General features: G+C 46.6%; 9 protein-coding genes and 1 other annotated feature. All 9 genes read right to left on the reverse strand.

The features are described from left to right. Positions 1 to 14 precede the first annotated feature (14 nt). The 9 genes from rpsG to nusG all read right to left on the reverse strand — a co-directional run bounded on the left by rpsG (position 15) and on the right by nusG (position 12183). Positions 15 to 485: a 30S ribosomal protein S7 gene (rpsG, locus tag Ami103574_RS13415; RefSeq protein WP_163067472.1), complete on the reverse strand. Its 471-nt coding sequence runs from the start codon at positions 483 to 485 to the stop codon at positions 15 to 17. Between the two features lie 337 nt (positions 486 to 822). Continuing rightward, on the reverse strand, positions 823 to 1242 hold the full coding sequence (gene rpsL / locus Ami103574_RS13420; RefSeq protein ID WP_163067473.1) for a 30S ribosomal protein S12: 420 nt from the start codon (positions 1240 to 1242) through the stop codon (positions 823 to 825). Positions 1243 to 1418: 176 nt separating this feature from the next. After that, positions 1419 to 5075 (reverse strand): DNA-directed RNA polymerase subunit beta', encoded by a 3657-nt coding sequence (gene rpoC, locus Ami103574_RS13425; protein ID WP_163067474.1) that lies wholly within the window; start codon positions 5073 to 5075, stop codon positions 1419 to 1421. A 17-nt stretch (positions 5076 to 5092) separates the two neighbouring features. Next, positions 5093 to 8803: a DNA-directed RNA polymerase subunit beta gene (rpoB, locus tag Ami103574_RS13430; protein ID WP_163067475.1), complete on the reverse strand. Its 3711-nt coding sequence runs from the start codon at positions 8801 to 8803 to the stop codon at positions 5093 to 5095. A 366-nt stretch (positions 8804 to 9169) separates the two neighbouring features. Further along, positions 9170 to 9535, reverse strand: coding sequence for a 50S ribosomal protein L7/L12 (rplL, locus tag Ami103574_RS13435; protein ID WP_163067476.1), 366 nt, complete (start codon positions 9533 to 9535; stop codon positions 9170 to 9172). Positions 9536 to 9640: 105 nt separating this feature from the next. Continuing rightward, positions 9641 to 10144, reverse strand: coding sequence for a 50S ribosomal protein L10 (gene rplJ / locus Ami103574_RS13440; protein ID WP_163067477.1), 504 nt, complete (start codon positions 10142 to 10144; stop codon positions 9641 to 9643). Positions 10145 to 10195: 51 nt separating this feature from the next. Continuing rightward, positions 10196 to 10314, reverse strand: a sequence feature (ribosomal protein L10 leader region). Between the two features lie 13 nt (positions 10315 to 10327). Next, positions 10328 to 11026 (reverse strand): 50S ribosomal protein L1, encoded by a 699-nt coding sequence (gene rplA, locus Ami103574_RS13445; protein WP_163067478.1) that lies wholly within the window; start codon positions 11024 to 11026, stop codon positions 10328 to 10330. 63 nt (positions 11027 to 11089) lie between these two features. Continuing rightward, positions 11090 to 11515 (reverse strand): 50S ribosomal protein L11, encoded by a 426-nt coding sequence (gene rplK / locus Ami103574_RS13450; RefSeq protein ID WP_163067479.1) that lies wholly within the window; start codon positions 11513 to 11515, stop codon positions 11090 to 11092. Between the two features lie 17 nt (positions 11516 to 11532). Further along, the gene (gene nusG, locus Ami103574_RS13455; protein WP_163067480.1) at positions 11533 to 12183 is read right to left on the reverse strand and encodes a transcription termination/antitermination protein NusG; all 651 of its coding nucleotides are present in this window, start codon (positions 12181 to 12183) and stop codon (positions 11533 to 11535) included. Positions 12184 to 12194 lie beyond the last annotated feature (11 nt).

Genomic DNA, 12194 nt, shown 5'->3' on the forward strand with positions numbered 1-12194 from the left:
ATTTATTTAAGAAATTACCATCTGTAATGTGCAAATGCCTTATTAGCCTCTGCCATCTTGTGGGTATCTTCCTTCTTCTTTACTGATCCGCCTGTACCGTTAGCAGCATCCATCAGCTCTTTGGCCAGTCTTTCGTACATGGTCTTTTCGCCTCTGGCTCTAGTGTACTTCGTCAACCATCTCAAACCCAGTGTCTGGCGTCTTTCAGCCCGAACTTCAATTGGAACCTGGTAGTTGGCACCGCCCACTCTTCTCGCTTTAACTTCTACAACCGGCATGATGTTGTTCATTGCTTTTTCAAATACTTCAATGGCTTCTTCCCCAGTCTGCTCCTTAATCATATCAAAAGCATTGTATACGATAGCCTGGGCTACGCCCTTCTTTCCGTCTAACATGATGCTGTTGATTAGCTTTGCGATGACTAAGTTTCCGTAAACCGGATCTGGAAGTACTTCTCTCTTTGGTGTATTACCTTTTCTTGGCACTTCTCTTCCCTCCTTGCTTGTTAATTTTCTGTTCTGCTGCGTTGCTCTCAGTCGCTGCGGTACTGGCGTACGTTTATGGTACGCTCCGTTCCTCGCTCCTTCGGCGCCTTGCATAACAAAAAATCACCCTGCGCCCCTTGCGGCGGCGCTTCATAAAACTTCGCTTCTTCGCAACTTCTATATTGCAAAAAGTTACTCTGCCTCTGCCCTCATTTCAGACAGGACAGTTCGCATGATCGGTACTCGACATTTTTACAAATGCCGTGGCGCACTTGATATATCTTTAAAAATAAATACATACTATTAACGCTATATCATGGCCTATTTAATCCGATTCTTACTTCTTTGCCTTTGGTCTCTTTGCACCGTACTTGGAACGAGCCTGTAATCTGTTGTTTACACCAGCAGTATCCAGCGTTCCTCGAACGATGTGGTAACGTACACCCGGAAGGTCTTTGATTCTTCCGCCTCTGATCAGTACCACACTGTGCTCCTGAAGGTTATGGCCAATACCTGGAATGTAAGCAGTTACTTCGATACCGTTTGTCAGACGTACTCTGGCAACCTTTCTCAAGGCTGAGTTCGGCTTCTTTGGTGTCACGGTCTTCACGGAAGTGCAAACGCCTCTCTTCTGAGGGGCAGCGATGTCTGTAGGCACTCTCTTAATAGAGTTTAATCCCTTCAGCAACGCCGGTGAGTTGGACTTCTTAACTACGGATTTTCTACCTTCACGTACTAATTGGTTAATAGTAGGCATTATTTTCTCCTTTCTTAAACACTTTAAACTTGTGCACTTAAGTATTCTTCCCTAAATGCACAAGTTTATTCGTAAATTCTATATTCTAAATCCCAATATTTCACAAATTTCTCGTAAAAATGAGTCTCAGAACCGAAAAATATTTTATCACATTTACAGATTTCATGTCAAGTTAATTATTCTGTATCCTCTAACTCCACAATCTCTGCTCCTGCAAAGTCAGTATCCACTACGGATTCCATATCTGCCAGATCTTCGAAGTCTTCTTCTTCATCTTCATCGTTATCTCTAGCAAAAGATTCCATTAACTCGGTGTTCACGCCGTAATCCAGGTCAATGCCCTTATACCGCTTCATGCCCGTACCTGCCGGTATGAGCTTACCGATGATAACATTTTCTTTCAGGCCCAGCAAGCCATCCTTCTTACCCTTGATCGCTGCATCTGTGAGAACTCTGGTGGTCTCCTGGAAAGATGCCGCTGACAGGAAGGAATTGGTAGCCAGGGAAGCCTTGGTGATACCCAGCAGCACGCGCTTGCCGTAAGCCGGCTCACCGCCATTTGCAACAGCCGCCGCATTTGCTTCGTCAATCTCAAATAAGCTGTACAGTCCGCCCGGAAGCAGTGAAGTATCTCCCGCTTCTTCAATCTTGCACTTAGACAACATCTGACTGACGATAACTTCTACATGCTTATCATTGATGTCTACACCCTGCTGCTTATATACCCGCTGTACTTCCTTCAGCAAGTACTGGTATACCCCTTCGACACCGTTTAACCGCAGAATGTCGTGTGGGTTCAACGGGCCCTTTGTGATGGAACCACCGGCCAGAATGTAATCACCTTCTCGCACATTGATTCTAGCACCGTACGGAACCACATAGGCCAATTCTTCTTCGCCGCGAATCTTGACTTCTGTCTTGTTATCTTTTCTGGTCTCAATGGAGATGACCGTACCGTCAGCCTCGCAGATTTCAGCCAGACCTTTCGGCTTTCTAGCTTCGAAAAGCTCCTCAACTCTCGGCAGACCCTGGGTAATATCGCTTCCCGCTACACCACCCGTATGGAAGGTTCTCATGGTCAGCTGTGTACCCGGTTCACCGATGGACTGAGCTGCTGTAATACCTACGGCTTCGCCGATGTTCACGGTTTCGCCAGTAGCCAGGTTTCTGCCGTAACACTTAGCGCAAATGCCAGAGGTGCTGTGGCAAGTCATAACGGAGCGGATAGCCACTGCCTCGATGCCGCAGTTCTCAATATGTTCTGCCGCCGCTTCGGAAATTTCTTCATTCTGCTCTACAATCAACGCTCCTGTATTTGGATCGTAAATGTCTGTCAGAGAAATTCTGCCGACGATACGCAGCTTCAGCGCTTCGATGACTTCTTTGCCGTCGGTGAAGGCCCGAACTTCGATACCTTCATCTGTACCGCAGTCTACTTCCCGAACGATTACGTTATGGGATACGTCTACCAAACGCCTGGTCAAGTATCCGGAGTCCGCAGTTCGCAGGGCAGTATCCGCCAGACCCTTTCGGGCACCGTTAGTAGAAATGAAGTATTCCAATACAGACAGTCCCTCACGGAAGTTAGCCTTGATAGGAATTTCAATCGTCTTACCGGAAGCGTTAGCCATCAGGCCTCGCATACCACCTACCTGCTTAATCTGGTTCTTACTTCCTCGAGCTCCGGAATGAGCCATGATAAACAAGTTATTCAAGGTTCCCAGAGAGTTCATCAGTGCATCGGCGATATCATCGGTAGCTTTATTCCAAATGCTGATAACTTTTTCATACCGCTCCTGGTTGGATACCAATCCGGCTCGATAAGCTTTTTCGTATTTGTCTACCTGCTCTCCTGCCTTAGCTAGGATTGCCGGCTTTTCATCTGGAATCTCCATGTCGGAAATGCTGATGGTTACAGCTCCCTTAGTAGAATAGTGGAAGCCCATGTCCTTGATGGCATCTAGCATAATCGCTGTTCCCGTGTTGCCGTGTACCCGGTAGCACTTGTCGATGATTTGACCCAGCTTTTTCTTGTCACACAAGAAATCTACTTCTAAGGAGTGTCTGTCACTCTTTCTGTCCACATAACCTAAATCCTGTGGAATATTAGCGTTGAAAATAAACCGGCCTACAGTAGATTCTACCAGCTTGCCTCTGCTATCTTCTTCGTCGCAGTATCTTCTCACCTTAACTCTGGCATGAAGTCCCACTACGCCGTTCTGATACGCCATCATCATTTCATCAAAGTCTGTAAATACTTTACCGTCACCCTTTTCAGCTTCCGTGCTCCGGTCGTCTATTCCTGGATGTGTCAGGTAATAGCTTCCCAAAATCATATCCTGAGTAGGTGTTGTAATCGGAGAGCCGTCCTTCGGCGCCAAAATATTGTTGACAGACAGCATGAGGAATCTGGCTTCTGCCTGAGCCTCAACAGATAACGGCACATGTACAGCCATCTGGTCTCCGTCAAAGTCTGCGTTGAAGGCCGTACATACCAGCGGGTGAAGCTTGATGGCTTTACCTTCTACCAGCACCGGCTCAAAAGCCTGGATTCCCAGTCTATGCAGGGTCGGAGCACGGTTCAGCATAACCGGATGCTCCTTGATAACGCTTTCTAAAACGTCCCAAACCTCCGGCTTCACCTTTTCCACCATTCGCTTAGCGCTCTTAATGTTATGAGCATGACCGTTCTGCACCAATTTCTTCATGATAAATGGCTTGAACAGCTCTAATGCCATCTTCTTTGGCAATCCGCACTGGTAGAACCGAAGTTCCGGTCCTACAACGATTACGGAACGTCCTGAGTAGTCTACACGCTTACCCAGCAAGTTCTGCCGGAATCGTCCCTGCTTTCCCTTCAGCATATCGGAAAGAGACTTCAGCGGTCTGGAACCAGGTCCCGTCACCGGACGGCCTCTTCTGCCGTTGTCGATAAGAGCGTCTACCGCTTCTTGAAGCATACGCTTTTCGTTTCGGACAATGATATCTGGTGCGCCCAACTCCAGAAGCCGCTTCAAACGGTTATTTCGGTTGATTACTCTTCTATATAAGTCGTTTAAGTCGGAGGTAGCAAAACGGCCACCATCCAACTGTACCATCGGTCTCAAATCCGGTGGAATAACTGGAATCACTTCCAGAATCATCCATTCCGGTTTGTTATTGGAGATTCTTAAGGCCTCAATAACTTCCAGTCGTCTGACAATTCGAATCTTTTTCTGTCCAGAAGCATCTTTCAGCTTTTTCCGCAAATCTTCCGCCAAATCCGGCAGGTCGATCTGCGCCAGCAAATCCCGAATAGCCTCTGCACCCATACCAGCCTTAAAGGCACTTCCATATCTTTCTTTGGCTTCTCTGTACTGCTGCTCCGTCAAAATCTCCTTGTAGCCGAAACTGGTGTCTCCTGGGTCGGTCACAATGTAAGCCGCAAAGTACAGCACCTTTTCCAGATTTCTAGGGGAAATATCCAGCACCAGGCCAATCCGGCTAGGAATGCCCTTAAAATACCAGATATGGGAGACTGGAGCCGCTAGGGCGATATGGCCCATGCGCTCTCTTCTCACCTTTGCCTTGGTCACTTCTACACCACAGCGGTCGCAGACAATGCCCTTATAACGGATGCGCTTGTACTTACCGCAGTGGCATTCCCAATCCTTAGTAGGTCCAAAAATCCGTTCACAGAATAATCCCTCTTTTTCCGGCTTCAAGGTCCGGTAATTGATGGTTTCTGGCTTTTTCACCTCGCCGTGTGACCAGCTGAGGATTTTGTCTGTAGAAGCCAAATTAATCTGTAGGGCTTCAAAATTATTTAATTCGTAGGTGTTATTATCGCTCAAGGAGTCCCTCCCCCTTTCTATAACTCATCATCAAGATCGTGGCTCTCTTCACTGTTTTCAAGATCCGTTATGTCGAAATCGTCATCCTCTTCCTCATCATCTTCTGCCTCTTCGCCGTCGTCCAAGAAATCTTCTTCAAAAGATTCCGTCTCTTCTCCGTCGTCTAAGTCGATGATATTCTCTAAGCTGGATATTCCCTCCAGCTCGGTGGATTCTCTAATCTCAATTTCTTCATCCGTTTCTGTGAGGACCTTCACGTCCAGACCTAAACTCTGCATTTCCTTAATCAGAACCTTAAAGGATTCTGGAATGCCCGGCTCAGGAATGTTTTCGCCCTTTACAATGGCTTCGTAAGTCTTTACACGACCTACCACGTCATCGGACTTCACTGTCAAGATTTCTTGCAGCACATGAGCAGCACCATAGGCCTCTAGAGCCCATACTTCCATCTCTCCGAAACGCTGTCCGCCGAACTGAGCTTTACCGCCCAGAGGCTGCTGTGTTACCAGGGAGTAAGGACCGGTACTTCTGGCGTGAATCTTGTCATCAACCAGATGGTGCAGTTTCAGCATATACATATAGCCTACTGTTACCGGATTGTCGAATGGCATACCAGAGCGGCCATCTCGCAGAGTCAGCTTTCCGGTTTCCGGATATCCGCATTCCTTCAGCAGGTTGATGATATCCCACTCGTTCGCTCCGTCAAATACTGGTGTGGCAATATACCAATCTTTGAAATTAGCAGCCAGCCCCAAGTGGACCTCCAATACCTGCCCAACGTTCATTCGAGAAGGTACGCCCAGCGGGTTCAACATAACCTGCAAAGGCTCGCCGTTTTCCATAAACGGCATATCCTCTTCCGGCAGAATCCGGGAGATAACACCCTTGTTACCGTGACGGCCGGCCATCTTGTCGCCTACGCTAATCTTTCTCTTCGTAATAATGTAGCAGCGCACTAGTTTATTCACTCCTGGAGGTAGCTCATCGCCGTTCTCCCGGGAGAAAATTTTAACGTCAACTACGATACCCGTCTCGCCGTGAGGCACCTTCAGGGACGTGTCTCGCACCTCTCTGGCCTTTTCACCGAAGATCGCCCGCAGCAACCGCTCTTCTGCCGTCAGTTCTGTTTCACCCTTTGGTGTCACCTTTCCCACCAGGATATCTCCCGGCTGAACCTCGGCACCGATACGGATAATGCCTTCTTCATCCAAATCTCGCAGTGCTTCCTCGCTGACATTCGGAATATCTCTCGTAATTTCCTCAGGCCCCAGCTTTGTATCTCTGGCTTCTGACTCATATTCCTCAATGTGGAGGGTAGTCAGCTTATCTTCCATAACCAAGCGCTCGTTAAGAATGATTGCATCCTCGTAATTGTAGCCTTCCCAAGTCATGAAGCCGATGAGCAGGTTCCTGCCCAAAGCAATCTCACCCAGGTCAGTGGACGGACCATCTGCGATGATCTCACCCTTTTCAATGTGCTCTCCATGGTTGACAATCGGTCGCTGATTGATACAAGTGCTCTGGTTGGCTCGCTTAAACTTCAGCATGGTGTAATGGTCCGTACCCGTTCCATCGTCCCGCTTAATGCGAATCTTCGTCGCATCTACGTATTCCACTGTACCAGCATTCTTGGCCAGAATGACTACACCGGAATCCCGAGCAGCCTTATATTCCATACCAGTACCTACATACGGTGCATCCGGAATCAAAAGAGGTACCGCCTGCCGCTGCATGTTGGATCCCATCAGGGCTCGGTTGGCGTCATCGTTTTCCAAGAATGGAATCATCGCTGTCGCTACGGATACAACCTGTTTCGGGGATACGTCCATGTAGTCGATCAGTTCTCTTGGAACCAAATCGATATCGCCGCCTACCCCTCTGGAGGCAACTTTATTGTTTACAAAATGGCTTTCAGAATCCAGCGGCTCATTTGCCTGAGCAATAATCAGCATTTCTTCTTCGTCAGCCGTCAAATATTCGATGTAATCCTTTACCACGCCGGTGGCTTTGTCTACCGGTCGGTAAGGCGCTTCTATAAAGCCGTATTCGTTGATCTTTCCATAGGTAGTCAGGGAACCAATCAAGCCGATGTTCGGACCTTCCGGTGTTTCAATTGGACACATTCTACCATAATGAGAATGGTGTACGTCTCGAACTTCGAAGCCAGCTCGCTCTCTGGACAATCCACCAGGTCCCAGGGCAGACAGTCTTCTCTTGTGAGTCAACTCCGCCAACGGATTAGTCTGGTCCATGAACTGAGACAGCTGGGAGCTTCCGAAGAACTCCTTGATAGCGGCAGTTACCGGACGGATGTTCATCAGCGCCTGTGGTGTCGTCACCTCAATGTCCTGAATGGTCATACGTTCCTTTACCACTCGCTCCATACGAGCCAAGCCGATACGGAACTGGTTTTGCAGCAGTTCTCCAACCGTTCTCAGTCTTCGATTGCCTAAATGGTCGATATCGTCCACCGCACCGATGCCAAAGTTCAAGTTGAGAATATAGCTGACAGAGGCGATAATATCATCTATAATAATGTGCTTTGGTGATAAATCATGTTTTCTCAAAACCAAAGCTTCCTTTATTTCCTCGTCCGTAGAGCATTCTGAAAGAATCTCCATCAGAACAGGGTAATAAACCTTTTCTTCAACCTTAATTCCAGACAAGTCAAAGTCTACGTAGGCTTTCAGCTCTACGAAACGGTTACCAATGATCTTGGTTACGTGATCCTCATCGTTCTTTCCGTAGGCGAAAATCTCCTTTACGCCGGCGTTTTCAATCTGGAATCCCAATTCTCTAGAAATCTTCTGACCTTTTTCTGCCAGAATCTCACCAGTATTTGGGTCAAACACGTCTTCAGCTGCTACTGCGCCAATAATCCGATTGGACAGCCCCAGCTTCTTATTGTACTTATACCGACCTACCTTTGCCAAGTCATACCGCTTCGGGTCAAAGAAGAGCGCATCTAAGAAAGACTTAGCGCTTTCTACTGTTGGCGGCTCGCCAGGTCGAAGTTTTTTATAAATTTCCTTGAGACCATCTTCGTAATTATCCGTCGGGTCCTTGTCCAAGGATTTGCGCAGTCTCGGGTCCTCACCAAAAATAGCTACAATCTCCTCGTCGGAGCCAAAGCCCAAAGCTCGCAGCAACGTAGTCACCGGTTGTTTTCTGGTTCGGTCCACTCGAACAGAGATAATTTCATTGGAATCCGTCTCGTATTCCAGCCAAGCTCCACGGTTCGGAATGATAGTGGTGGAATAGAGCTTATTGTTGGACTTATCCACAGTCACATCATAATACGGTCCAGGAGAACGTACTAACTGCGTTACCACGACTCTCTCCGCACCGTTATATATAAAGGTACCTTTTTCTGTCATCAGTGGGAAGTCACCCATGAACACTTCCTGTTCCTTCACTTCCCCAGTCTCTTTATTAATCAGTCGAACTTTTACTTTTAATGGAGCTGCATATGTTACGTCACGTTCCTTGCACTCTTCCTGCCCATACTTCGGTGGATCGCTTAAGGAATAATCGATAAATTCCAAGACTAAATTTCCTGCATAATCCTTGATGGGGGAAATGTCTTCAAAAACTTCGTATAGACCTTCTCTGATGAACCAGTCATAAGATTCGGTCTGAATTTCGATAAGATTAGGCATTTCAGCTACCTCATGGATCTTTGAGAAGCTCATGCGCTGTTTTCTACCTACTGTAACGGGTGTTAGCATATTCATCACTCCTTATATCATGGCCTCTCCGGAGAGAAACCACTCAAACTCAGATTCGTTAACTCCATGAACGCTTCTTATTTAAACATTCTTACCTACAGCACGTTCAGGATTCCCTATACAAATAACATTGTATGGCAGTCTACTATACTATCACAATCTGAAAATACAGTCAAGCTATTTTTTCTAGTTTCTTCAATTTTATTATGAACTTTCCAAACATATTTTATACGATTTTGGGCAGACTCTATAAAATTCTTTGCTGAATTTGTCTTTTTAGTAATATCACTGCCCTGTCCATATAGCAAATGGAGACGGTACATTTCTGTAGCCGTCTCCATTTTAGTCGCTTTTGTTTGGTAAATCTTATTTGATTTCTACAGCAGCGCCTACTTCTTCTAACTGCTTCTTCAGAGCTTCGGCTTCTGCCTTTTCGATGCCTTCCTTTAAGTTGGAAGGAGCTCCGTCTACTAATTCCTTTGCTTCCTTCAGACCCAGGCCAGTCAGTTCTCTAACAACCTTGATAACCTTGATCTTTTCTGCGCCAGCGCTAGTCAGTACAACAGTGAACTCAGTCTGCTCTTCAGCAGCCTCAGCAGCTCCGCCTGCACCTGCAACTGCTACTGGAGCTGCTGCGGATACGCCGAATTCTTCTTCACATGCTTTAACTAACTCATTTAATTCTAAAACTGTCATCGCTTTGATAGCTTCGATAATCTGTTCCTTGTTCATATTCATTCTCCTTTTATTTCTATTTCTCCGCCTTCAGGCGGTCTCTTTTAATTTTTCAAGCCCTTTTCCGCTGCTCAAGCAGTGAAAAAGAAACGTCTACGTGTTTTACGCCTCAGCTTCTGCCTTGGCATCTGCAATCGCCTGGAAAGTACGAACTGCCTTGGATACAGGGGACTGGATGCTTCCCATGAACTTGGCAATCAGTTCTTCTCTTGCCGGCAGGGAAGCGATAGCTTCGATGCCCTGAGCATCAAAGAACTTTCCTTCTACTACGCCAGCCTTAAAGGCCATCTTCTTGTATTCTTTAATCACGCCATTGATAACTCTGGCTGGAGCAACTGCATCCTCGTAGCTGATGGCTACGGCACTAGGTCCCTCCAATACTTCAGCAAGACCTTCATACTGAGTGCCCTGGATAGCCCGCTTTACAAGAGTATTCTTGTAAATAGTGTAATCCACGTTGGCAGCACGAAGCTTCTTTCTCATAGCATCCGCCTGAGCAACAGTAGTTCCGATGTAATCGATAACTACGGCTGACTGAGCTCGTTCCAGCTTATCCTTTATCTCGTCAATGATCAGTTGTTTTTCTTTCTGTGCTTCTATTGACATATACGACTCCTTTCTCCATCCGCCTGCAGGCCGATGATAGTGATTCACAGGGTACGCCATAAAAAATCCCTGCCAGGCGCAGACCCGGCAAGGACAATATATTTATATTGTACCTCGGCGGGAAATTAAGCATGTGCACCCGCTGTCTACGGTGATAATTCGATTTAATTGTTCTGGTTGCTACTAGTTAGAAAGCTTCATCGGATTCAGCTTGATGCCAGGGCCCATGGTTGAAGCAACTGTTACGCTTCTCAGGTACTGACCTTTTGCTGCTGCCGGCTTTGCCTTTACTACTGCTTCCAGTAAAGCTTTGAAGTTGTCTTCCAGCTTTTCTGCTCCGAAAGAAGCCTTACCGATTGGTGTGTGGATGATATTCGTCTTATCCAGACGGTATTCCACTTTACCAGCCTTAATTTCTTCCAGCGCCTTATTGATATCCATAGTTACCGTTCCAGACTTCGGGTTTGGCATCAGTCCCTTAGGACCCAGAACCTTACCAAGTCTACCAACGACACCCATCATATCCGGAGTGGCTACTACTACATCGAAGTCAAACCAGTTTTCAGTCTGAATCTTCTGAGCCAGTTCCTCTGCACCTACGTAATCTGCACCTGCTGCCTCTGCTTCCTGTGCCTTCGGACCCTTGGCGAATACCAGGACCTTCTTGGTCTTACCAGTTCCGTGAGGAAGCACGATAGCGCCTCTTACCTGCTGATCTGCATGTCTTCCGTCAACGCCCAGCTTAATGTGGACTTCAACAGTCTCGTCGAACTTCGCCTTGGATGTCTTCAAAATCAAATCCATAGCCTCGTTCACTTCATATAAATTTGTCTTATCAACTAATTTAGCTGATTCTTTGTACGCTTTGCCTCTCTTTGGCATATTTCTACCTCCTCGTGGTACAAACGACCTGTCGCCTTAAGCAACGTGGTCTCCCATCCTGTCTTAACCTTCTATAACGATACCCATGCTTCTTGCAGTACCCTTGACCATAGATGCTGCTGCATCCAAATCTGCTGCGTTTAAGTCTGGCATCTTAATCTTCGCAATCTCACGAACCTGCTCTTCTGTTAAAGTAGCTACTTTCTTCTTGTTCGGTTCGCCAGACGCTGCTGTTAAACCGGCTGCCTTCTTTAACAATACTGCTGCAGGAGGAGTCTTTGTGATGAATGTAAATGATCTGTCTGCATAAACGGTGATTACAACTGGAATAACCATTCCTGGCTGATCCTGGGTTCTAGCGTTGAACTGCTTACAGAAGTCCATGATATTCACGCCCTTCTGACCTAATGCCGGACCTACTGGAGGTGCTGGTGTTGCATTACCTGCTGCAATCTGTAATTTAATCAGACCTTCAACCTTCTTTGCCATATTCGTTCTCCTTTCCTTTAGATTTTATCTACTTGTCCAAATTCCAGCTCTACCGGGGTGTCTCTGCCAAACATAGAAATTCTCACCTTTAGGGTTTCCTTTTCTATATTGACTTCTTCCACTACGCCCATAAAGCTTTCAAATGGGCCATTGATAACTTTTACATTGTCGCCTGCTTCTACGTCAATCTCCACGTGGACCTTTTCGATTCCCATGCGTCGCACTTCTTCGTTAGTCAGTGGAATAGGCTCTGTGCCGTGTCCGACAAATCCAGTAACTCCTTGAGTATTTCTCACCAAGTACCAAGACTCGTTGGTAACGATCATCTTCACCAGAACATAGCCCGGAAAAATCTTTCTGGTCTTTACCTTGCGCTGTCCATTTTTCACTTCCACGCTGTCTTCCGTAGGAACAATGATATCCAAAACTAAATCCTGCATACCTCTGTTCTCGACAATCTTCTCAATATTTACTTTAACCTTGTTTTCATGCCCGGAATAAGTATGGACTACATACCACTTAGCAGGGCTGTCGGAACTATTCACGTAACCCTGATTTTCGTCATATGCGATACCCGAACTGGAAGAAACCTTCTGAACTTCAGCTACTGCTTCTTCTTGTTCCAGTTCTCCCTTATCTAGGTCTAAGTTGTTTTCTACATCTGACATCTTATACCCTC

The organism is Aminipila butyrica (assembly GCF_010669305.1).
In the GTDB taxonomy this organism is placed as follows: Bacteria; Bacillota; Clostridia; order Peptostreptococcales; family Anaerovoracaceae; genus Aminipila; species Aminipila butyrica.